At 66.2% G+C, this 21,705-nt stretch carries 19 protein-coding genes; 12 read left to right on the top strand and 7 right to left on the bottom strand.

Translation table 11 applies throughout. The features are described 5' to 3' along the window. Nucleotides 1-56: 56 nt before the first annotated feature. Genes uraD through A5727_RS11940 form a run of 3 tightly spaced genes read right to left on the bottom strand, consistent with a single transcriptional unit; the run spans nt 57 to nt 3,144 of the window. Nucleotides 57-563, bottom strand: coding sequence for a 2-oxo-4-hydroxy-4-carboxy-5-ureidoimidazoline decarboxylase (gene uraD / locus A5727_RS11930; RefSeq protein WP_082949754.1), 507 nt, complete (start codon nt 561-563; stop codon nt 57-59). Beyond that, nucleotides 560-2,464, bottom strand: a complete 1,905-nt coding sequence (locus A5727_RS11935; protein ID WP_068249217.1) for a solute carrier family 23 protein — start codon at nt 2,462-2,464, stop codon at nt 560-562. Before A5727_RS11935 ends, uraD begins: the two co-directional genes overlap by 4 nt. Before the next feature lie 47 nt (nt 2,465-2,511). Further along, nucleotides 2,512-3,144, bottom strand: a complete 633-nt coding sequence (locus A5727_RS11940; RefSeq protein ID WP_068249219.1) for a TetR/AcrR family transcriptional regulator — start codon at nt 3,142-3,144, stop codon at nt 2,512-2,514. 79 nt (nt 3,145-3,223) lie between these two features. Between A5727_RS11940 and A5727_RS11945 the strand changes: the two genes are divergently transcribed. Further along, complete coding sequence (locus A5727_RS11945; protein ID WP_068249222.1) at nt 3,224-4,249, top strand: Rieske 2Fe-2S domain-containing protein; 1,026 nt, start codon at nt 3,224-3,226, stop codon at nt 4,247-4,249. A gap of 5 nt (nt 4,250-4,254) precedes the next feature. Further along, entirely contained in the window at nt 4,255-5,334 is a 1,080-nt protein-coding gene (locus A5727_RS11950) for an NAD(P)H-dependent amine dehydrogenase family protein (protein WP_068249224.1), read from the top strand. On the opposite strand, the gene mgtE is transcribed toward A5727_RS11950, so the two are convergent. Both mgtE and A5727_RS11960 read right to left on the bottom strand, forming a co-directional pair. Then, the gene (gene mgtE, locus A5727_RS11955) at nt 5,331-6,713 is read right to left on the bottom strand and encodes a magnesium transporter (RefSeq protein WP_068249226.1); all 1,383 of its coding nucleotides are present in this window, start codon (nt 6,711-6,713) and stop codon (nt 5,331-5,333) included. The two genes, A5727_RS11950 and mgtE, sit on opposite strands and share 4 nt — an antisense overlap. Nucleotides 6,714-6,823: 110 nt before the next feature. After that, entirely contained in the window at nt 6,824-7,765 is a 942-nt protein-coding gene (locus tag A5727_RS11960) for an esterase family protein (protein WP_068249228.1), read from the bottom strand. A gap of 205 nt (nt 7,766-7,970) precedes the next feature. Here A5727_RS11960 and A5727_RS11965 point away from each other — a divergent pair, with 205 nt between their 5' ends. From A5727_RS11965 to A5727_RS12005, 9 genes are all read left to right on the top strand, one after another. Then, nucleotides 7,971-9,434, top strand: coding sequence for an HNH endonuclease signature motif containing protein (locus A5727_RS11965; protein WP_231992049.1), 1,464 nt, complete (start codon nt 7,971-7,973; stop codon nt 9,432-9,434). 246 nt (nt 9,435-9,680) lie between these two features. After that, nucleotides 9,681-10,508 carry an SDR family NAD(P)-dependent oxidoreductase gene (locus tag A5727_RS11970; protein WP_068249233.1) on the top strand — a complete coding sequence of 276 codons (828 nt, stop codon included), beginning with the start codon at nt 9,681-9,683 and terminating at the stop codon, nt 10,506-10,508. Further along, the gene (locus tag A5727_RS11975; protein ID WP_082949755.1) at nt 10,505-11,374 is read left to right on the top strand and encodes an enoyl-CoA hydratase-related protein; all 870 of its coding nucleotides are present in this window, start codon (nt 10,505-10,507) and stop codon (nt 11,372-11,374) included. The genes A5727_RS11970 and A5727_RS11975 overlap by 4 nt, the downstream gene beginning before the upstream one ends. Before the next feature lie 28 nt (nt 11,375-11,402). Further along, nucleotides 11,403-12,386, top strand: a complete 984-nt coding sequence (locus A5727_RS11980; RefSeq protein WP_068249236.1) for a DUF7064 domain-containing protein — start codon at nt 11,403-11,405, stop codon at nt 12,384-12,386. A gap of 22 nt (nt 12,387-12,408) precedes the next feature. Next, nucleotides 12,409-13,965, top strand: a complete 1,557-nt coding sequence (locus A5727_RS11985; protein ID WP_068249238.1) for an AMP-binding protein — start codon at nt 12,409-12,411, stop codon at nt 13,963-13,965. Then, entirely contained in the window at nt 13,958-15,097 is a 1,140-nt protein-coding gene (locus A5727_RS11990) for an acyl-CoA dehydrogenase family protein (RefSeq protein WP_068249240.1), read from the top strand. The genes A5727_RS11985 and A5727_RS11990 overlap by 8 nt, the downstream gene beginning before the upstream one ends. Next, nucleotides 15,097-15,873 (top strand): SDR family NAD(P)-dependent oxidoreductase, encoded by a 777-nt coding sequence (locus tag A5727_RS11995; protein ID WP_068249243.1) that lies wholly within the window; start codon nt 15,097-15,099, stop codon nt 15,871-15,873. Before A5727_RS11990 ends, A5727_RS11995 begins: the two co-directional genes overlap by 1 nt. Nucleotides 15,874-15,886: 13 nt before the next feature. Further along, a complete protein-coding gene (locus A5727_RS12000; RefSeq protein WP_068249284.1) occupies nt 15,887-16,930 on the top strand; it encodes a phosphotransferase family protein in 1,044 nt (347 codons plus the stop codon). 1 nt (nt 16,931) lies between these two features. Further along, complete coding sequence (locus A5727_RS12005; RefSeq protein ID WP_068249245.1) at nt 16,932-17,330, top strand: hypothetical protein; 399 nt, start codon at nt 16,932-16,934, stop codon at nt 17,328-17,330. Here A5727_RS12005 and A5727_RS12010 read toward each other — a convergent pair. Then, nucleotides 17,327-18,565 (bottom strand): TetR/AcrR family transcriptional regulator, encoded by a 1,239-nt coding sequence (locus tag A5727_RS12010; protein WP_068249286.1) that lies wholly within the window; start codon nt 18,563-18,565, stop codon nt 17,327-17,329. The genes A5727_RS12005 and A5727_RS12010 overlap by 4 nt on opposite strands. Before the next feature lie 248 nt (nt 18,566-18,813). On the opposite strand from A5727_RS12010, the gene A5727_RS12015 reads away from it, so the two are divergent. Further along, a complete protein-coding gene (locus A5727_RS12015) occupies nt 18,814-20,655 on the top strand; it encodes an acyl-CoA dehydrogenase (RefSeq protein WP_068249247.1) in 1,842 nt (613 codons plus the stop codon). A gap of 62 nt (nt 20,656-20,717) precedes the next feature. On the opposite strand, the gene A5727_RS12020 is transcribed toward A5727_RS12015, so the two are convergent. After that, a complete protein-coding gene (locus A5727_RS12020) occupies nt 20,718-21,647 on the bottom strand; it encodes an acetate--CoA ligase family protein (RefSeq protein ID WP_231992050.1) in 930 nt (309 codons plus the stop codon). Nucleotides 21,648-21,705 lie beyond the last annotated feature (58 nt).

A 21,705-nucleotide genomic window follows, 5' to 3' on the forward strand; every position in this document is an offset into this window, starting at 1 on the left:
TGTACGCCGACACGCCGCACATCGCGTACAAAGGTGCACGCTCACGGGGCTGATCATCAGGCTGGTCCCGTGGGCTCGCTCATCAACCGCTCCAACCTGAGCCGATTGATCTTGGCCAGCTCGCTGCGCATCACCCGGCGTTCGGTGTCGGGGTCGTTGCCCAACCGGTCGGACAGGATCGCCAGCAGTTCCTCGGCCGAACGACCGCTGGCGCACACCAGGTACACGTAGCCGAACCGGTCCTCGTACTCGCGGTTCTTGGCCGCCAACTCCGCCTTCACGTCGGCGTCGGCATCGGCCACGCGCGCCTGCTCCCGCGCCGACGACGGGTTGTCGGGCTTGGCGCCGATCCGGGGATGTCCGTCGAGTGCGGCGTCGATCTCTGCGTCGGGGAGCTCGGCCAGCACCCGTTCGGCGCGGTCGTACAGGGCGTCGACATCGCGGAACGGGGCACCCGCGAGGACTCGGCGTGCCCAGATGGTCGACGAGCACACCTGGAACAGCAGGTGCATCCGCTGACGCTCGGATGCCGAGTTGAACTCCTGCAGTCCAACGGCTTTCACGACAAGTCACTGAAACGGCTGAAGCGGGCCGCGGCGATCGGATTGGCGTCGGCGACCAGATCGGTGAACCGGTGGTTGGCGATCTTGGCGACCTCGATCAACGCGAACGCCGTCTCGGTTGCCGGGGAGTTGTCCATCCGCGACCATCCGTTGCGCAGCACTCGGTCGAAGCGTTCGGTTTCGCGGGCGCAGATGATCAGCGGGAAACCGAAGTGCTCCCGATACGCCGTCGCCAACTCCACGACGTCATTGTGGTCGTCCTCGTCGAGGTTGGACAGTGCGACGTGGTCGACGGCCAGCACCTGGCCCGTCTCGTCCTCGGCGCCGAGGTCCGGGAAGGCACTGAGCAGTTCGTGCTGCTGCTCGGAGGAGCCGGTGAGCACCGCGTCCTGGAACGCTTCGCGCAGGGCCGTGGTGTCGGCGAAGGGCCGCTGCTCGAAGGCCCGCTCGATGGCCCACGGAACGTCCTGCACGACGTGGCCGAAGATCGACGAGAAGCGCTCCTTGGTCATCGAGTTGACCTCGTCGAGCGTGATGGATCCCCCGCCGGCGACGCGAGGTCCGCGCGAACCGGTATGGAAGAACACGACATTGAGCAGGATCGCGCTGACCGCGCCGATGCTGATGCCGCTGCCGAAGATGAGGTCCAGACCCGTGGGCATGGCCTTGGCGATGTCGGGGTACGACGTCACCCACAACGCCAGCGCAAGACTGGTGGTGACGATGATGAGGTTGCGGTGGTCGGTGAAGTCGACCTTGCCCAGCGTCTGGATTCCGACGACGGCGACCGTGGCGAACAGTGTCAACGCCGCACCGCCGAGCACCGGGTTCGGGATGGAGGCGACGACGGCGGCCACCTTGGGCAGGAAGCCCAGCAGGATCATGATCACTCCGGCTGCGGCCACCACCCAGCGACTCTTGACGCCGGTCAGACGGACCAGGCCGACGTTCTCCGAGAACGCGGTGTAGGGGAAGGAGTTGAAGACGCCGCCGATCGCGGTGGCCACGCCGTCGGCGCGCAGCACGTTGCCGATGTCGGACGGCTTGACGCGCTTGCCGACGATCTCGCCCGTCGCGATGGTCGACCCCGTCGACTCCACGGCCGTGATCATCAGGACGATGATCATGGTCAGGCATGCGACGAAGTCGAACTTGGGCAGGCCGAACAGGAACGGGGGTGTGAAGCCGAACATCGAGGCTTCACCGACCCTGTCGAAGTTCATGTCGCCCAGCGCATATGCGATCACGCACCCGATCACCAGACCGAGCAGCACCGCGATGGTGGCCAGGAAGCCCCGGAACAGGCGCTGTATCGCCACGATGATGGCGATGGTGCCCAGCGCGTAGAGAAACCAGCGGATGTTGGTCGGGTCGGTCTCATGGGTGTGTGGGTTCGTCACGGCGTCGAGCGCGCCCACCGGTACCAGGCACAGACCGATGATCGTGATCAGCGTGCCCGTCACCACCGGTGGGAAGTACTTCAGCAGTCTGATGAAGATCGGCGCGATCAGGAATGTGAAGATTCCCGCGACGATGACCGCGCCGTAGACATACAGCATGCTGGCCGCGCCGCCGCCGTTGGCCAGCCCGATCGCGATGATGGGGGAGACGCCCGCAAAGGTGACGCCCTGCAGCAGCGGCAGACGCACCCCGATCTTCCAGAACCCGACGGCCTGGATGATCGAGGCGATGCCGCAGGTGAACAGGTCGGCCGTGATGAGCATGACCAGTTCCTGCTCGGACAACCCCACCGCGCCCGCGATGATGATCGGCACCAGCACCGCGCCGGCGTAGAACGCCACGACATGTTGGAAGCCGTAGGTCGCGAGTTTCGGAATCGGCAGCATCTCGTCGACGGGATGCTGGCGGCTCAGTTTCTGACTGCTGGTCGGTGCCGACATCGGACCAGAATCCGACAGTTGCGGTGAATTCTGATGTCGTGGGAGTTTCAGCGTTGTTGCGTCTGCTCCAGATAGGCGACGATCGCGTTCGTCAGTCCCCGCTTGGCCTCGTCGAGGTCGTAGTAGCTGCCGAGCTGGCGTTCCGAGACGATGCCGCGCATGGCGCCCGGGATGAACGACGCCACTTCACGAACCCGGCGCGGGTCGACGTCGAGGTCGGCGAAGGCGTGCTGACAGGCCAGCAGCCACGTGTCGCCCCAGGAGGACAGCTCGGCGGCCGTGCGGGGGAAGAGGCGTTCGAGTTCGGCGCGGTCACTCGGCAGTGCGGCACGCAGGTTCTCGATCGCGCGGGAGTGGCTGGATGTCAGGCCGTCGTAGAGCGTGTCGATGATGGCGGCCACGCGTGTGTGCAACGGTGCGCCGACGGCCGTGACCGCGGCTGGGATGTCGCCGCGGCGCTGCGCGGAATGGTGCAGCACGGCCGCCCAGAATCCGTCGACGTCTCCGAACTGGTATTTCACCGCCCCCCAGGTCGCTCCGATCTCCTTGGCGATGCGACTGGCCGAGACGGCCCCCGGGTCGCCGGAGGCCAGGGACCGGAGCGCGGCGTCGAGCATGTTCTCCCGGGTCGCCAGGCCGCGGCGGTTGCTGCGCCTGCCTTCGGTGCCCGCGACGGTCATGGATGCGATGGTAGTTGTGGTCGCGGATTTTCACAGGCCCCTCTATGAAAGTTTCACAGTGGCCCCTATCATCTCTTTCATGGCAAAACCGCCACTGTCGATGAAGCCGACGGGATGGTTCCAGGTCGCCTGGTCCGACGAGGTCGCGATCGGTGACGTCCACCGGATGACGTATTTCGGTCAGGAGATGATCGCCTGGCGTGCGGAATCCGGTCAGGTCACGGTGATGAACGCCTACTGTGAGCATCTCGGCGCGCACCTCGGCCACGGCGGCAAAGTCGTCGGTGAGGTGCTGCAGTGCCCGTTCCACGGTTGGCAGTGGAATGCCCAGGGCCGCAACGTCTGTATCCCGTACGAGGACCGGCCCAACCGCGGTAGGCGCATCAAGACCTATCCCGTGGCCGAGCGCAATCAGTCGATCTACATCTGGCACGACGTGCACGGGCGTGATCCGTACTTCGACGCGCCCGATGTGTTCGCCAGCTTCGGTGACGGCAGCAGTGCCGACGACTACTACCCACAACAGCGGCTCTTCGAACGCGGCCTGGAGATGCACCCGCAGTATGTGCTCGAAAATGGGGTCGACTTCGCGCATTTCAAGTACGTCCACAACACCCCGATCGTGCCGGTGTTCACGCGGCACGACTTCGCCGAACCGGTCTCCTATGTCGATTTCACCATCACCTTCGAAGGCGACGATCAGCAGAGCATCGACGACGTCAAGAGCGGTGTGGAGGCCATCAACGGCGGCCTGGGCATCGCGGTCACCAAGAGTTGGGGAATGATCGACAACCGGACGATCTCCGCGATCACCCCGGTCGACGAGTACACCTCGGACGTGCGGTTCATGGTCTACATCGGTCGTACGCCGAGCAGGAATCCCGAACGGGCACAGGCCAAGGCCGAGGAGTTCGGCCTCGAGGTGATCCGCCAGTTCAGCCAGGACATCGCGATCTGGGCGCATCAGCGCTACTCCGACCCGCCCGCGCTCTCCACGTCTGAGTACGAGGGGTTCACCGCAATCCGCAACTGGGCCAAGCAGTTCTATCCCGACGGCATCGGGGGCAGCGCCGCCGAAGTCTACGCCGCACAGCAGAGAGGCTGACCAGCATGACCGAACCCATCCGCATCTTCCAGGTGGCCACCGGCAACGTCGGCTCCGAGATGATCAAGCGGCTGCAGCACCGTACGGATCTGGAACTGGTTGGTGTGCACTGCTACTCGGCGGACAAGGTGGGGCGTGACGCCGGTGAGCTGGTCGGCATCGGGCCCATCGGTGTGACAGCCACCGGGACCGTCGAAGAGATCATCGCCGCCAAGCCGGATGTGGTGACCTTCCACGGCGTGTTTCCCGACGAGGACCTGTACGTGCGGGTGCTCGAAGCCGGCATCAACATCGTCACGACGGCCGACTGGATCACCGGGTGGCACCGCGACACCAACCATCCGCATCCGTCGGGCAGGCCGGTCTCCGAACTGCTGGCCGAGGCGTGCGCCAAGGGCGGTGCGACGTTCTACGGCACCGGAATGAACCCCGGCGTCAATCAGATTCTGGGCGTGGTGTGTTCGGCCGACGTCGCCGAGATCGAGAACGTCACCACCATCGAGTCGGTCGACGTGTCCTGTCACCATTCGCGCGACACATGGATCGAGGTCGGTTACGGCCAACCGGTCGATGATCCGGCGATCCCCGGAAAGCTGGAGAAGTACACCCGCGTCTTCGCCGACAGCGTGCTGATGATGGCCGACTGCTTCGGCCTGACTTTGGACGAGGTGAAGTTCAGCGCCGAACTGGGCGCGTGCACCAAGGACGTCGACCTCGGCTGGTATCAGCTGCCGAAGGGGTCGTTGGGCGGCAACTACATCAAGTACCAGGGCATGGTCGACGGCGTGCCGCGCGTCGAGACCCACCTGGAGTGGCAGATGACACCGCACACCGATCCGAGCTGGAACATCAAGGGCTGCTACATCACCCAGATCAAGGGTGATCCGTGTGTGTACAACAAGCACATGATCTTCCCCAAACCCGGTGTGGACCTGTCGGATCCGACCAGCTTCGCCTCGATCGGGATGACCGTCACGGGTCTGCCGGCCCTGAACGCCATCCGCTCGGTGGTGGCCGCGCCGCCCGGACTGTTGACGAGCGCCGACGTGCCGTTGCGTGGTTTCGCGGGTCGCTTCAAGCTCTAGAGGCCGGCCAACTGCGGCAGGGTCAGGTGCGCGATCCAGAAGTAGATCATCAGGCCGGTGCCGTCGACGATCGTGGCGATCATGGGCGCCGACACCACGGCCGGGTCGATCCGAAGTTTCTTGAGCACCATCGGCAGGATCGAGGACACCAACGACGCCCAGAGCACGATCGCGGCGACGGTCAGCGCGACCGTCACCGTCACCTCTGGGCCGACGCCCAGGGTCCAGGCCCGGATCGTGGCGGCGGCGGCCATCGCCAAGGCGATCATGGATCCGGTCGTCATCTCCTTGCTCAGGATCTGGGGGAGATCGCGCAGGCGCACGTCTCCGGTGGCCATCGCACGCACCAACGTGGTGGTGATCTGAGTCCCGGTGTTGCCGCCGGTGCCGATCAGCAGGGGGATGAAGAACGCCAGCGCCACAACGGCTTCCATCTCCTCCTCGAAGTGACGCAGCACCGTCCCGGTGTAGGCCTCCGCGATGAACAGGACCAGCAGCCAGACGATCCGCTTGCGCCACAACAACCATGGTGAGGCCTTGAGGTAGGGCACCTCCAAAGGTGCGGACCCGCCCTGTTTCTCGGCGTCTTCGGTGGCCTCCTCCTCGGCGATTCCGGCCGCGTCGTCTTCGGTCAGCACACCGAGCAGCCTGTCGTCGGCGTCCACCACCGGCAGGGCCACCAGGCGGTGGTCGGCCAGCAGAGTTGCCGCGTCCTCCTGATCGGTGAGCGGCGACACCGTGACGATGTCGCGCTTCATCATGTCGGCCACGGCCTGATTGGCCTCGGCCAGTACGAGATTCCGGAACGGCACCACGCCGAGCAGGCGGGCGTCGGCGTCGGTGACGTAGACGTAGGCCCCGGAGCGGGAGTCGCTGCGCAACCGCGAGGCGTGGCGGCGGATCGCCTCGACGGCCTCGGCCGCGGTCATGTCCGGGTGCACCGTCAGCGTCTCGGGCACCATGTGCGCCGCGACGCAGTCCTGCGGCCAGGACAGCAGGCCACGGAGCACCTGCGAGCGTTCATGCGGCATCGCCGTGAGCCATTCCTCGCGGGTGCCGGCGTCGACTTCACGCAGCAGGTCGGCGGCGTGGTCGGAGTCGAGGAGGTCGAGATATCCGGTCGCGCGCGGTGTCGGCAGCACCCGCAGAAGTGTCGCCCCGGAGTCTTGGCTGAGGCTTTCCAGCAGATCGATGCCAGTGTCGGTGTCCAGGAGTTCGCCGAGGGCTTTCAGATCGGCTCTGGAAAGCGAGTTGAGTTCCCGTTCCCGCTGCGCTGGATCGTCGATGACCTCAAGCCACAGCTGCACGGCCTCGGTGGTGCGCAGGGCAATGGCCGCTCGGATGCTGACTGCGGGCTCGGTGGTGTCGGTGGGGCTCATCGGCAACTCCTTCGGGCGACGGCATGCCCTCGGCAGCATATTGAGCCGGGTGTGCGCCGAACCGCCGGGTGGTCACTGTTCGACTTGTGGCCACCCGCGGTTCAGCGGACTCACGCCGCCGGCGTCGCCCCCAAGACGCGCTGCAGGTCCGGCAGCATCGCTTGGAGTTGTCCGCCCCAGTACCCCCAGCTGTGAGTTCCGTTGGCGGGGAAGTTGAACACTCCGTTGGTGCCGCCCGCCGCCTGATAGGCCGCGGCGAACTCCTTGTTGGTGCGGATGGTGACGCCCTCGAGGAACTGCGCGGGGATCTGGGCGTTGCCCAGTCCGGCGTCCAGATCGGAGGGGTTGCCGTTGCCGCAGTACACCCAGATGCGGGTGTTGTTGCCGACGAGTCGGCCGATCTGCAGCATGGGGTCGTTGCGCTTCCACGACGCGCCGCCATAGGGCCCCCACATGTCGAGGGCGTTGAACCCGCCGGCGTCGGCCATGGCCACGCTGACCAGGATGGGCCAGAACCGGTCGGACAGATTCAGGAATCCCGACAGCGATGCGGCGTAGATGAACTGTCCCGGGTGGTAGGCGGCCAGGATCAACGCCGCGCTTCCGGACATCGAAAGGCCCACCACGGCATTGCCGTTGGGGTTGATGCCGCGGTTGGCGGACAGCCACGCGGGCAGTTCCGAGGTCAGGAAGGTCTCCCACTTGTAGGTCTGCGTGGTGCCGTTGCCGACGGCGGGTCGGTACCAGTCGGTGTAGAAGCTGGACATACCGCCGACGGGCATCACCACCGAAAGTCCCGATCCGTTGAACCACGAGAACGCGCCGGTGTTGATGTCCCATCCGCTGCGGTCGTCCTGCGCGCGCAGGCCGTCGAGCAGATACACCGCGTGCGGACCCCCGCCCTGGAACTGGACTCGGATGTTGCGGCCCATGGCGGCCGACGGGACCTCGAGCACTTCGACGGTGTCGGCCGACGCCGACGGCGGAGTGGCCACGGTGAGGAACCCGGCGGTCAGGGCGACCGCCAGGGCGAGGACGAACTTTCTGAACATGAGTTTTCCGTTCACCCCGACCCGGGTTGATAACGGTGTATCGCTTCGCGTGCGCCGGATGGTTACCCGAGGTGGCGAAAGTTATGCCGGACGTTATCCACAGTTGCGACTTCATCCCCAGATCGCAGGTCGGAGGTGGTGTGGGAGTTGGCCACGGACAAGAATCGAACGTATGTGCGATGCGGGGTTTGATCCGGAGGATGACGTGGCTGTCGTGTCCGCGATCAGCGTTTTCGCACGCGCGGAGGCGGCTGCGACGGCGCATCGGTTGGCGGCGATTCATGCGCTGATGGAGTTGCGCCTGACTCCGGATGACCAGCGGAACTATCAACCCTGCGATCTGTGGGATGCCACGGTCGCCGAGGTCGGGGCAGCGATGGGTATCAGCCGCCGGAAGGCCTCGGGGCAGATGTGTTTCGCCCGCGCGATGCACACCCGCCTGCCCCGAGTCTTCGCGTTGTTGCAGGCGGGGTCGGTGAGTGCTCGGACTGCCTCGACCATCTCCTTCCGTACCCGTGATGTGCTTGAGGACGCGGTGATCGCCACGATTGATCGGGTGATCGCCGCCCAGGCCGCGAGCTGGGGCGGGCTGTCGGATGCCAGGTTGGATGCGGCCATCGATCATGTGCTTGCCGAGTACGACCCGCTGGCGCTGGCTACGTTTGAGGAGGCCGCCCGCCGGCGTGATGTGGAGTTCGGCAAGCAGGATGACGCGACCGGCACCTGCTCGATGTGGGGGCGGATCTACAGCACTGATGCCGCGCTGCTGAGGAAGCGCCTCGCCGAGCTCACCCGTCAGCTGTGCGCCGATGATCCGCGCAGTGCCGGGGAGCGTCGGGCTGATGCGTTGGGTGCGTTGGCCGCTGATGCGGGGCCGCTGACGTGTCGGTGCGGCAGGCCTGAGTGTGTGGGCACGCAGGTGAGGCCGGAGCGCAGTCCAGTGGTGATCCATGTGGTGGCCGATGAGGCTGCGGTGGCTGCGGCCCGCCGTCGCGGCCCGCAGACGGCGGCACCAACCGCAATTGCAGGACCTACCGCGACCACAGCACCCTCAGCCGACGCCGCGCCTCCGGCAGCGCCAAGCGCGCCGGTGCGGCGCCCTGCGGCGGTGCTGGAGGAGGGCCGTGCCATCCCCAACCGGCTGTTGCGGGAGCTGTTGCTCGGTGGGGCGAAGGTCACCCCGCTCAAGACCCCGTCGGCCGAGCCGGAGCCGCACTATCGGCCCTCGGCGGCGTTGGCGGCGTTCGTGCGCAGTCGGGATATGTGGTGCCGGTTCCCTGGCTGCACCACCCCAGCGCAGGCCTGCGATATCGATCATTGGGTGCCGTACCCGGCGGGGCCCACGCATCCGTCGGACCTGCGGTGCCTGTGTCGCAAAAATCATCTGCTCAAGACGTTCTACGTCGGTGAGGGTGGTTGGTCGGATGTGCAGCACCCCGACGGTCGCATCGAGTGGACTTCGCCCACGGGTCACACCTACACCACGTATCCGGGCAGTCGGTTGTTCTTCCCCAGCTGGGACACCACCACCGCGCCGCTGCCGAATCTCGCGCCGTCGAGCACGCCAAGCCTCGACAAGGGTGTGCAGATGCCTCGTCGTCGGCGCACCCGTGAGGAAGACAGACTCCAACGCATCAAAAGCCGACGCGCAAAACGGGACACGAGCTGACAGTCGTTCACGCATCGACCAGAGGCCTGACCGCAGAGGCGAATATCGAGATCGTCGCGCGCTGGTGTTGGCCAGCGCCGGCTTCGTGGCGCCGCCAGGCACCAAAGGGCAATACCACCGCCTCAGTGCATACTCATGATTCACCAAATGTGTATAACCCCAGGTAAACCAGTAGTTGACCTAACCACGCTATAGAGTTAGGGTTCACAACAACGTAGGGATTTCACCACTTGAGAGGACGTTGCAGTGACCACAGGACGACTTGACGGAAAGGTCGCGCTGGTTTCGGGTTCGGGCCGTGGAATTGGGCGTGCGGTCGCGGAGAAGCTGGCCGCCGAGGGTGCCAAGGTGGTCATCAACGATCTGGACGCTGAACCGGCCAAGGAAGTGGTTGCCGCGATCCAGGCCGCCGGCGGTCAAGCCGTCGCGTGCACCGGCAGCGTCACCGACCCTGAGTTCGCCGATCGTTTCGTCGCGGCGGCGGTCGACAATTTCGGTGGGCTGGACATCATCGTCAACAACGCCGGCTACACCTGGGACAGCGTCATCCAGAAGATGACCGACCAGCAGTGGAACGACATCATCGATGTGCACCTCACCGCGCCGTTCCGCATCCTGCGCGCCGCCCAGCCGGTGATCTCCGGTCTGGCCAAGAAGGAGAAGGCCGAGACCGGCACGGCCAACCGCCGCGCCATCGTCAACACCTCGTCCATCTCCGGCATGCAGGGCAACCCCGGCCAGGTCAATTACTCCACCGCCAAGGCCGGCCTGCTCGGCATGACCAAGACGCTGGCCAAGGAGTGGGGCCGCTACAACGTCACCGTCAACGCGGTGGCCTACGGCGTGATCAACACCCGGCTCACCACGGTGACCACCGAGGAGAAGACCATCGACGTTGCGGGCCGCGAGATCAAGGTCGGTGTCAACCCGCAGGTTTACGAGACCGTCACCGCCGGGATCGCCCTCGGCCGCGGCGGCGAGGTCGAAGAGGCAGCCGGCGCGGTGTACCTGCTGTGCGCCCCGGAGTCGAGCTACATCACCGCTCAGACACTGGTCTGCAGCGGCGGAGCGTGACCGGCGCGGAGCCGGCGGCCCACATCGCGCCGCCGGCGTACGAAGAGGTCGACTACCGCTTCGACGACGGCGTCGCGGTCATCAGCTTCAACGCGCCTCAACGTCGAAATGCATTGCGCAACCAGATGTTGCGTGATCTGTGGGATGCGCTCGACATCGCCGATCGGGACCCGGCCGTGCGTGCCGTCGTCCTGACCGGCGCGGGTGACCACTTCTGCGTCGGAGCTGAGCTCAACGGACCGGACACCCTCCTCGAGGCACTCGAGGAGGACGTCCAGGGCCACACGCCGATGGGGTACCGTGAGCCGGGCGGCCGTGTCAGTGAACGGTTGTTCGACATGCGCACCCCCGTGATCGCCGCGGTAAACGGTGACGCAGTGGGCGGGGGAGCGTCGATCATGGCGGCCACCGACGTGCGGATCGCCGGTGAGCGTTCGCGTTTCGGGTTCGTGTTCACCCGTCGCGGTGTGGTTCCGGAAAGCGCCTCCTCGTGGTTCCTGCCGCGGCTGGTGGGTCTGACCCGGGCCACCGACTGGGTGCTGTCCGGGCGGGTGTTCGGGGCCGCGGAGGCCTACGAGGCCGGTCTGCTGACCCGCGTCGTGGCGGCAGACGCCGTTCTCGATGAGGCGATGACCTACGCCCGGGTGTTCGTCACCGAGACATCACCGGCATCGGTCGCGTTGTCACGGCGGCTGCTCGGCCGCAGCTGGGGCCACGCCACCCCGAGGGCGGCATGCGAGGACGAGTCCCGTGTGTACGCGAGTCGGTTGCGTACCGCCGACGTACATGAAGGAGTGATGTCGTTCCTGGAGCGCCGCCCCGCGGTGTTCCCGCCACTCGACGACCATCCCGCCGACCACTTCTGACAGACCGCCGACACCCTGGAGGCCCCGCATGGACACCTCAGCGCCGTTCACGGCATGCCAGTACGGCACGGATGCCGAATTCACCCACGACCCAGCGGGTATCGCCAACTACAACGAGAGCGTCTACGTCAACTTCGTCGACCCGATCAGCGAAGTGAGCGCTCTGATGCGCATCGGGAACCGGCCGACGATGGGGTACTCGGAGGCCACGGTGCAGTTGACGCTGCCGGGCGGGCGCATCGCGCTGCGGGCCGGGCGTAAGCCCAACGAGTCCAACGAGCAGTGGTCGACCCAGGGCCTCACCATCAAGCCCAAGGAACCGACTCGGTCGTGGGAGGTGACCTACCGCAACACTGTGGCGCTCATCAGCACGCCGTCGCTGCTGGCCGAGCGGGGCAGGCAGGCGCTGAAGAACTCCCCGTCGGTCGAGTGCGAAATCTCGCTGACGTTCGAGGCGTCGGTGCCGATGTTCACCATCGCCGAGGACGGAGACTGCACACCGGGCAGTTCGCAGATCGCCACCGACCACTACGAGCAGTTCGGTCATGTCAGCGGAACCGTGCGACTGGGGTCGACGACGTGGACCATCGACCGCGCGACCTCCTTCCGCGACCACTCGTGGGGTCCGCGGGAGTGGGCGTCCTACACCGGGGAGTGGCTCGCCGCATGGCTGGCCGACGGGACGGCGATCACCGCATACGGCGAGTTCGAACCGAACGGTGAACGCGCGTCGGGCGGCGTCGTGGTCACTCCGGATGGGGCCTTCCACCCCATTCGGGACTACACCGTCTACACCGACTACGCGGGTGAGGCCACCTACGACGGGCGCAACGTCGGAGTGATCACCGCCGACGGTCTTCCGACGCTGGTGCTCGACGGGTCGATCAACCACTTCGTGCCGGTCACTCAGCGCACCGCCGACCGCGCCGCGCGCATGGGACAGATGTCCGTCCGTTACGCGGGGGGCCAAGGCGGCTGGGGCATCGCAGAGTTCCTGCGGCCCCTCACATAGCGGACGACGGAGGGCAACAACGATGTACCCCGGACGTCACGTACAGGAGATTCCCGACCGTCCCGCGCTGATCATGGCGGGCAGCCGAGAGATACTCACCTATCGGCAGTTCGACGAGCGTGCCAACCGAGTCGCCCACCACTTCCGCGCACTTGGTCTGCGGCGCACCGACCCCATCGCGATCTTCACCGAGAACCACCTCGACATGATCGTGACGATGTCGGCGGCTGAACGCTGCGGGCTGTACTACACCCCGATCAACTCGTTCCTCTCGGTGGAGGAGGCGGCCTACATCGCGGATGACTGCGGCGCCAGACTGCTGGTCACCAGCGCCGCGAAATTCGATGTGGCGCAGCAGCTGCCGCAGCACTGTCCGAAGGTCGAGCACTGGCTGGTCATCGATCTGGTCGACCCGCCGCAGCCGTTTGAGCACTTCGCCGCGGTCATCGAGCAGTACCCGCCGACGCCGGGCGATGACGAGCGACTCGGCACCCCGATGTTCTACTCCTCGGGCACCACGGGCCGACCCAAGGCGGTCAAGCGCCAGCTTCCCGATGTCTCCCCGCAGGAACAGCTGGGCATCGAGGAGATGGGAAAGCGGCTCTTCCGGATGCGCGAGGGTATGACGTTCCTGTCGACCGCGCCGCTGTATCACTCCGGCCCGCAGTCCAGCATCTCGATCGGCCTGCGCCTGGGCGCCACCCACATCGTGATGGAGAAGTTCGACACCGAGCAGTTCCTGGCGCTCATCGAGGAGTTCGGGGTCACCCACACGATGGTGGTGCCGACCATGTTCTCCCGAGCGCTCAAGCTGCCCAAGGAGATCCGGGAGAAGTACGACCACTCCTCGCTGGAAGCCGTCGTACACGGCGCCGCACCGTGCCCGCGCCAGGTCAAGCAGGACATGCTCGACTGGTGGGGCCCGGTGATCTACGAGTACTACGGCGGCACCGAGGCGAACGGAACCTGTGGCTGCACCCCGCAGGAGTGGCTGGCCAACCCGGGCACCGTCGGCAGGGCGTTCTTCGGCGAGATCGTCATCCGGGACGACGACGGCAACGAACTTCCCGCGGGAGTTCCGGGAACCATCTGGTTCCGTGGCGGCAACAGCTCGTTCGAGTACCTGAACGACCCGGAGAAGACCGCGCAGGCACAGGATTCGACCGGCACGATGTCGAGGATCGGCGACATCGGCTACGTCAACGAGGAGGGCTATCTGTTCCTCACCGACCGCCAGGCGTTCGTCATCATCTCCGGTGGAGTCAACATCTACCCGCAGGAGATTGAGAACCTGCTGATCACTCATCCCGAGGTCATGGACGCCGCGGTGTTCGGTGTCCCGGACGAGGACTTCGGGGAGGCCGTGAAGGCGGTCGTCCAGCCTGTCGATCCAGGCGGCGGGACAGAAGAACTCGCGCAGCGGCTTCGTGAGTTCTGCACCGAACACATTGCCAAGTTCAAGTGTCCCAAGTCCTTTGACTTCATTGATGAGATGCCCCGGCTGCCGACCGGAAAGTTGTACAAGCGCCAACTTCGCGACAAGTACTGGCAGGACCAGAAGGAGAAGACGAGTGCGTAGGACGCTCTACACCGAGGAGCACGAGGCGTTCCGGAAGGCGTTCCGCGCGTTCATCGACCATGCCGCGGTGCCCCACGTCGACGCGTGGGAGGAGGCCGGAACCGTCGACCGGGAGTTCATCCGGGCCGCCGGCGAAAACGGTTTCCTCGGTTTCGAATTCGGTGCCGAGTACGGCGGTCTGGGCATCGAGGACTTCCGCTACAACGCGGTGATGACCGAAGAGGTCGTCGCCTCGGGCATGGCCGGTGACCTCTTCTCGATGCAGAACGACATCATCGTGCCCTACCTGCGCGATCTGGCCACCCCCGAACAGCAGGAGCGTTGGCTTCCCGCGTTCACGCGTGGTGACTGCGTCACGGCCCTGGGCATGACTGAACCGGGCGCCGGATCCGATCTCGCGGCGATCAAGACGACCGCACGCCGAGACGGCGATCATCTGGTGATCAACGGCCAGAAGACCTTCATCACCAGCGGCGCCACCTGCGACCTGGCGATCGTCCTGGTACGCACGGGTGAACGTGACGGCCGCGGCACGACGTTCGTGGCCGTCGAGAACGGCACACCCGGATTCGAGCGTGGCCGTCCCATGCACAAGATCGGCCGCAAGGCCCAGGACACCGCCGAACTGTTCTTCGACGACTGCCGGGTGCCGGTGACCAACATCATCGGCGAGCCGGGGCGCGGATTCGGCTCCGCGATAGCGAATCTGCCCCGTGAAAGGCTGTCGATCGCCGTGGCGGCGGTCGCCTCCGCGCGGCACGCACTGGAGTTGGGGCTCGACCACACCCGCGCGCGCAACGCGTTCGGCGGACCGCTGACGAATCTGCAGTCCGTCCGGATGCAGATCGCGGACATGCACACCGACATCGCCGTGCTGCAGGAGTACGTCGACCGCTGCGTGCTGGCCCTCAACGCCGGTGAGCTCACCGCCGCAGAGGCCGCCGGCGCGAAGTACAAGGCGACCGAACTGCAGTGGGAGGTTCTCGACCGCGTGCTGCAGTTGTTCGGTGGCTACGGCTACATGGAGGAGTATCCGATCGCCCGGATGTGGCGCGATGCGCGCATCCAGCGGATCTATGGCGGATCGAACGAGGTCATGAAGGACCTCGTCGGACGAGCGGTGGTGGGTTGATGTCGACGTTGGATGGACGGGTGGCAGTGGTCACCGGCAGTTCTCGAGGAGTGGGCCGCGGTATCGCCCTGCGCCTGGCGCGCAACGGGGCGGCGGTCGCGGTGAACTACCGTCGCGGCGCTGAGGCGGCGGACGAGGTGGTCTCCGAGATCGTGTCGGCAGGTGGCCGAGCCAAGGCGTATTGTGCGGCGATCGACGATCACGACGCCGTCGACGCGATGGTGGACGCGGTGCGCGAGGACCTCGGCCCGGTGGACATCGTGGTCAGCAACGCGGGCACCGCGAGCAGGGGGCAACCCGTCAGTGACACGCCGGACGCTGACTTCGTGTCGCTGCTGCAGGTGCATGCGTTGGGCCCCATCCACCTGGTGCAGAGAGTCCTGCCGGACATGCGCGCCGCGGAACGCGGTGACGTGGTGATGATCTCGAGCAGCACCGTGACCGAGGCGCCGGCGCTGTCGGCCCCCTACACGATGGCCAAGGCCGCCATGGAGATGTGCGTCCGCACGCTGGCGCAGGAGGAGCGCGAGCACGGCATCCGTGCCAACATCGTGGCGCCCGGCCTGGTCGAGACCGAGATGGGACGACGCCTGGTCCGCGCGGCCACCGGCGGTGGGTCGATTGAGGATCTCGCCCGCACCTATCCGTTCGGCCGGGTCTGCACGCCCGAGGACATCGCCGGGGTCGTGGCATTCCTGGTGTCGGCCGACGCGGGCTATGTCACCGGGCAGCGGGTCACCGTCGACGGCGGCGGCCGTCCGGTCAGCGTGATTTGAGGTGGGTGCAGAGATGAGTGAGGGAACCTCGGAATTCCTCGAGGAGTTGGCCGCGGTCCTCAGTGCCCGCGTGGCCGACGGCAGTCCGGTCGAGTTGGTCGACGTCGATCAGCGCGGCGAGGGCAATTCGTGGGAGACCTATCTGATCACCGCGTCCTGGGACGCCGGGGCCAAGAGTGCGTCCTACGCGGTCAAGCGTGAACCCCTCAGCGGCATTGTGGGCAGCTACGACGTGGGTCGTGAGGTTGCGCTGCTGCGCGCCGCCGACGGCCTGGGCCTGCCGGTGCCCGGCGTGGTCGCGCATCGTGTCGGCGAGCCCGGCAATCGCGGGTTCTTCGTGATGGAGCGCCTGGTCGGCGTGGTTCCTATGCCGCACAACGTATCCCGCATGGTCTCCGACGCCGCGGACCGCGCGGCGCTCGGCCGCCGGGTGGCGCGAGAGATGGCGACCCTGCACGCGGCAGCACCAGAGTCGCTGACCCTGCCCGAACTCGACGCGCCGCCGGCACCCGGGGACACGGGACGGGTCGAGAATGACCAATGGCGCAAGACCTACGACGAAGTCGCCTCGGTCCGGATACCCGTCCTGGATCTGGCACTGGCGTGGCTGGACCACCGCGCCGATCAGGTCACGGGACGGGTCGCGCTGGTGCACAACGATTTCAGGGTGGGCAACCTCGTGGTCAGCCCGGACGACGGGTCCCTCGTCGGCATCCTCGACTGGGAGACGGCGCATTTCAGTGACCCGATCGCCGATCTGGCCTGGTTCTTCCAGCGCACCTCGCGTGGTCGCTCACCGCTGGCCTGCAAGCTTCTCCCGGTCGACGAGTTCCTCGACGTCTACGCCGAGGCCGCCGGATGGCGTCCGGAACCGGCCAGCCTCACCTGGTGGGCCGTGCAGTCCCTGACCAAGACCGCCATCGGGTGCCTGCAGGCCGTCGCGATCTACGAACGCGGAGACCGGCCCGAACTGCGCTACGCAAACATGGCGCACAGCGTGTACTACAGCCTCGGATGGCTCAATCAGATGCTGCGCGACGGAGAGTGGGGATCTTGAGATGACGATCTATGCACTGGATCTGAACAAGGTGCAGCACACGATCCGGGAGACGCTGGTCAACAGCGTGCTGCCCGCGATCGAATCGGATAGCGCCCGAGGCGAACTGCACGCCGTCATCGAGATGCTGGACAACCTCGACGGGCGGCTGGCCTGGGCCGAGGCGCCGTTGTCGGAGAGCGTCTCGCAGACCAGGGCGCTGGCCGCACTGCTCGGCCGCGACGTCGAGGGTGACGGTCTCGAGGCACTGCGCAGCGGCCGCGTCGCGATCGGCGATGTGCTGGCATCGGCGTATGCCGACGGCTCCGGCCCGGAGATCGCCCGTGCGGTCGCCGAATTCACGGCGGCCGACGTCACGTCCGAGATCTCACGGGGCCTGCTGCCCGGCCTCCCGGACTAGGCGGACGTCAGTCCTTCGGGCCGCACCATGGCGTGCACCAGGGCCGTGAGTTCCTCGGTGATCTTGGGGCGGTGACGCAGCCTCGGGTTCTGGGTGACATCTGTGACGACGCCGATCGCGGCCTGGGCGAGCGCGCGCGCATCACCGGTGCTGAGCCCGTCGGACAGCGTCTCGATGGCCTCAACCCACTCGGCCACATACTCCCGTTGCGCGTTGCGCAGCGTCTGCTGTTCCTCCTCCGGCAGGTACAGCAGATCCGAGGCGAGGATGTGCATGAGCCGGCCGTATGGGCCCACGGCCTGCTGGATGTAGGTGCTGATGAGTGCGTCGAGCGTCTCCTGCGGAGTGGCCGCGTAGGCCAGCGCATCGGCGGTCACGTAGAGCAGACCCTCAGCGCCCCGGTCCAGAACCAAGCGCAGCACCTCGGTCTTGCTCGCCACATGCTGGTAGAGCGTGGCGGTGGACATCTCGGAGGCCTTGGCGATGTCGTCGATGTGCACGTCGTAGAAACCGCGCTCATCGAACAGTCGCGCGGCGGCGTCGATGATGCGTTCCCGGCGGCCCGCGGGTTGCCGGTGCGTGGGTGCTGGATCAGGGGCGACATCCGGATCATGGTCGGGCAGCGGGCATTCGATGATCGACCACGCGAGCGCCCGCTGGATCTCCTGCAGCCGATCGGCGGAGAGAGATCCTCGAATGTCGGGTGTGCTCGAGAACATCGCCAGCACCGCGAAGCCCAGGAGCTCAGACTTGTACTCGCCGAGTTCGGGCTTGAAAGCGTTGATCTGTGCGGCGATCCGTTCCTGATTGTCGGCGAAGTACTTTCGGAAGACGTCGCGTTCGGCGGGGTCGAGGTGACGCTGTTCACGTCGCCATAGGGTGGCTTCGTTGCCGTTGGCCGTGAGATCGCCGAAGCCGGCCAGCAGAAGGTGGAGTCTCTCCTCGGCGGTCGTGCCCTGGTCGTTGACCGCCGCGTGCAGATCTTCTGCGAGGCGCACCTGGCTCATGAGCGCGTGCACCAGGATTTCGTGCTTGCCCTTGAAGTGCCGGTAGACGGCCGGGCCGGTCAGGCCGACGGCGGCGCCGATCCGATCGATGCTGACGTTCTGGTAGCCGTAGTCCTGGAAGAGGTGGGCCGCAGCACGCGCGACCTGTTCGGTCCGATGACTACCCCGGGCGGACGAGTGCAGAGTCTTCTTCACGTTCTCCACGCGCGCTGCCGTCGATCGTGGCATCTCACTCTTTCCCATCGGCCGGGCCATGGCTCCAGTTTCGCATCCATGCTGCAGACCAGTCCGCCCTGAGGGTTCCGGGCGCGCCGACAGCAGTGCCCGCTATCCCAACCGACTATAGTCCGAATTAACTAGAGAAGCCATCGATGCCGGATAAGCCGTTATTGACCGGGATATATGCCGGAGTTAAAGTTCACAGATGGCGCTGGCGTGGACGTCAGACAGGCCGACAGAATCGAGAGGCAGCCAGTATGGGCCATTACAAGAGCAACCTGCGCGACATTGAGTTCAACCTGTTCGAACTGCTCGACCGCGAGAACATCTTCGGCGCGCAGCCGTATGCGGAGATCGACCTCGACACCGCGAAGTTCATCCTCCGGGAGGTGGACCGCCTCGCGCGTGAGGACCTCGCCGAGTCCTTCGAGGAGGGCGACCGCAACCCGCCGGTCTACGACCCGGTGACCAAGTCGGTCACCGTCACCCCTGCCTTCGCCGCGACGTACAGGACGTGGATGGACGCCGAATGGTGGCGTCTGCGCGTGCTTCCCGAGCTCGGGGGTACCAACGCGCCGAGCTCGCTGAACTGGGCACTGGCGGAATTCGTCCAGGGTGCCAATCCGGCCCTGTGGACCTATGTCGGTGTGCCGACCGCCGCGCGGGTGGTGTGGAAGCACGGGACCGAACGGGACAAGAAGATCGCCCGGTTCGCTATCGACAACCACTGGGGCGCAACCATGTTGCTCACCGAGCCGGATGCCGGCTCAGATGTCGGTGCGGGCCGTACTCGGGCCATCCCGAACGAGGACGGCTCCTGGAACATCGAAGGTGTGAAGAGGTTCATCACGGCCGCCGAGCACGATCTGGCGGACAACATCCTGCATCTGGTGCTGGCCCGCCCGGTCGGCGTCGACGGAGTCGGCGGACCCGGCACCAAGGGTCTGAGCCTGTTCCTGGTGCCGAAGTACCACTTCGATCTGGAGACCGGCGAGCTCACCGGGGAGCGCAACGGAGCCTATGCGACCAACGTCGAGAAGAAGATGGGCATGAACGTGTCCACCACATGCGAGGTGACCCTCGGCGAGGACACCCCGGCTCGGGGTTGGCTGCTGGGTGAGGTGCACGACGGGATCGCGCAGATGTTCGACGTGATCGAGGACGCCCGGATGATGGTGGGCAGCAAGGCCGTCGCCACCCTGTCCAGTGGTTACCTCAACGCGCTGGACTACGCGAAGCAGCGTCTCCAGGGTTCGGACCTGGCGAAGTCCTCGGACAAGGCGGCGCCCCGAGTCACAATCACCCATCACCCCGATGTCCGCCGTTCGCTGCTGACGCAGAAGGCCTTCGCCGAGGGTTTGCGCTCACTGATCCTCTACACCGCCGCCTGGCAGGACGAGGTCGCGATCAAGACCGCCGCCGGAGAGGACGCCGCGCTGGCCGAGGCCGTCAACGATCTGCTGCTACCGCTGGTCAAGGGATACGGCTCGGAACGGACCTGGGTGGTGCTGGGAACCGAGTCACTGCAGACCTACGGCGGTTCCGGCTATCTGCGCGAATACCCGATCGAGCAGTATGTGCGTGACGCGAAGATCGACACCGTCTACGAGGGCACGACGGCGATTCAGGCTCAGGACCTGTTCTTCCGCAAGATCATTCGCAACCGCGGCAGGGCGTTGGGCCACGTGCTCGGCGAGATCGGGAGCCTGGTGTCCCACGGTGCCGCCGAACTGGCCCTCGAACGGGAACTGCTCGGCACGGCGGTGGCCGATGTCGAGGCGATCATCGAGAAGATGACCGATGATCTCGCCGCATCCAAGGACAGCGCCGAGCAGATCTATCGGGTCGGACTCAACGCCACGCGGTTGCTCTACGCACTGGGCGATGTGGTCGTCGGCTGGCTGCTTCTGCGCGGTGCGCAGGTCGCTCTGCGTGCACTGGGGGCCGAACCGAGTGCGTCCGATGTGGCGTTCTACCAGGGCAAGGTGGCCGCGGCACGGTTCTTCGCCCGTGAGATCCTGCCGCTGGTCGCGGCCCAACGCGAGGCTGCGCTGCGGGTGGACAACTTCGTGATGGAACTCGACGAGGCGGCGTTCTGATCGGCCGCTGACGACGAAGGCCACCACCCATCAGGTGGTGGCCTTCGTCGTGGTGTCAGAAGCTATTCCGGCTGGCGCACGATACACAGCGCATCGACGGCCACGAGCCCGTCCTCGGTCACCAGAAGTGGGTTGACGTCCAGGGATTCGATCCAGTCACCGCCGGCGGTCGCCAGATTCCCCAGACCGACGAGTGTCTGAGCGAGTTGGTCGAGGTGCCAGGGCTGAGATCCGCGGAATCCGTGCAACAGTCGTACGTCCCGGAACTCCTCGATCAGGGCCTCGGCATCCGCCGTCGTCAACGGTGCGGGCCGGCCGCCGACGCGCTGCAGCACCTCGACGAAGACTCCGCCAAGACCGAGCATTACGATCGGGCCCAGTTCACTGCGGCCGTCGACCCCGATGAGCAGTTCACCGCGCGAGGCTGTCATCGGCTGCACGGCCACGGCCGACGCGACGCCATGTTGTGCTGCGATGTCGCGCATGTGGGCCACCGCCTCCGCCAGTCCGTCGGCGCTGATGTTCAGGGCCACCGCGCCCAACTCGGTCCGGTGGGCCACGTCGGCGAGTTTGACGGCGTAGGGCCCGGGGAACGGGGCGCTGATGTCTGAGTCCTCCGCCCCGATCACGGCGTACGGTGCGGTCGGAATGTCGAACCGGCCAAGGAGTTCCATGACGTCACCGAACGGCAGGAACCGGAGGCCGCTCGCATCGGCGACGGGCTCGGATGGGCACGGTACGGGCGCGGGTGCGGCGGCGAGGTCGCCGATGTTCTGTCGGTCGCGGACGATGCTTCCGAGTGTGTGCAGGCCGCGCAGCGTGCCCCGGATGCCGTACCCGAGGGCGACGGCCCCGTCATCGCCGATGACCTCTTTGGCGAACTCGCCGACCTCGCCTGCACCCGCGGCTATCGCCACGGGTTTGCGGTGTCGCCGCGCGGCGACGGCCACGTCGTCGATGAGACGTCGGTAGAGCGGTGAGTCGCTCCACATGTTGACGAACACCACGGCGGGGAGGTGGGCTGGCGCCGACTACGTGTAGTCGATGTGG

Source organism: Mycobacterium sp. ACS4331 (assembly GCF_001667265.1).
In the GTDB taxonomy this organism is placed as follows: domain Bacteria; phylum Actinomycetota; class Actinomycetes; order Mycobacteriales; family Mycobacteriaceae; genus Mycobacterium.

What these genes read in the sequence shown, in the direction of transcription:
- A5727_RS11960 (WP_068249228.1), bottom strand. Translation starts at nt 7,765, where the DNA reads ATGTTCAGAAAGTTCGTCCTCGCCCTGGCGGTCGCCCTGACCGCCGGG.
- A5727_RS11945 (WP_068249222.1), top strand. Translation starts at nt 3,224, where the DNA reads ATGGCAAAACCGCCACTGTCGATGAAGCCGACGGGATGGTTCCAGGTC.
- A5727_RS11935 (WP_068249217.1), bottom strand. Translation starts at nt 2,464, where the DNA reads ATGTCGGCACCGACCAGCAGTCAGAAACTGAGCCGCCAGCATCCCGTC.
- A5727_RS12010 (WP_068249286.1), bottom strand. Translation starts at nt 18,565, where the DNA reads ATGCCACGATCGACGGCAGCGCGCGTGGAGAACGTGAAGAAGACTCTG.
- A5727_RS11940 (WP_068249219.1), bottom strand. Translation starts at nt 3,144, where the DNA reads ATGACCGTCGCGGGCACCGAAGGCAGGCGCAGCAACCGCCGCGGCCTG.
- A5727_RS11950 (WP_068249224.1), top strand. Translation starts at nt 4,255, where the DNA reads ATGACCGAACCCATCCGCATCTTCCAGGTGGCCACCGGCAACGTCGGC.
- A5727_RS11995 (WP_068249243.1), top strand. Translation starts at nt 15,097, where the DNA reads ATGTCGACGTTGGATGGACGGGTGGCAGTGGTCACCGGCAGTTCTCGA.
- A5727_RS12005 (WP_068249245.1), top strand. Translation starts at nt 16,932, where the DNA reads ATGACGATCTATGCACTGGATCTGAACAAGGTGCAGCACACGATCCGG.
- A5727_RS12015 (WP_068249247.1), top strand. Translation starts at nt 18,814, where the DNA reads ATGGGCCATTACAAGAGCAACCTGCGCGACATTGAGTTCAACCTGTTC.
- A5727_RS12020 (WP_231992050.1), bottom strand. Translation starts at nt 21,647, where the DNA reads ATGTGGAGCGACTCACCGCTCTACCGACGTCTCATCGACGACGTGGCC.
- mgtE (WP_068249226.1), bottom strand. Translation starts at nt 6,713, where the DNA reads ATGAGCCCCACCGACACCACCGAGCCCGCAGTCAGCATCCGAGCGGCC.
- A5727_RS11980 (WP_068249236.1), top strand. Translation starts at nt 11,403, where the DNA reads ATGGACACCTCAGCGCCGTTCACGGCATGCCAGTACGGCACGGATGCC.
- A5727_RS12000 (WP_068249284.1), top strand. Translation starts at nt 15,887, where the DNA reads ATGAGTGAGGGAACCTCGGAATTCCTCGAGGAGTTGGCCGCGGTCCTC.
- A5727_RS11985 (WP_068249238.1), top strand. Translation starts at nt 12,409, where the DNA reads ATGTACCCCGGACGTCACGTACAGGAGATTCCCGACCGTCCCGCGCTG.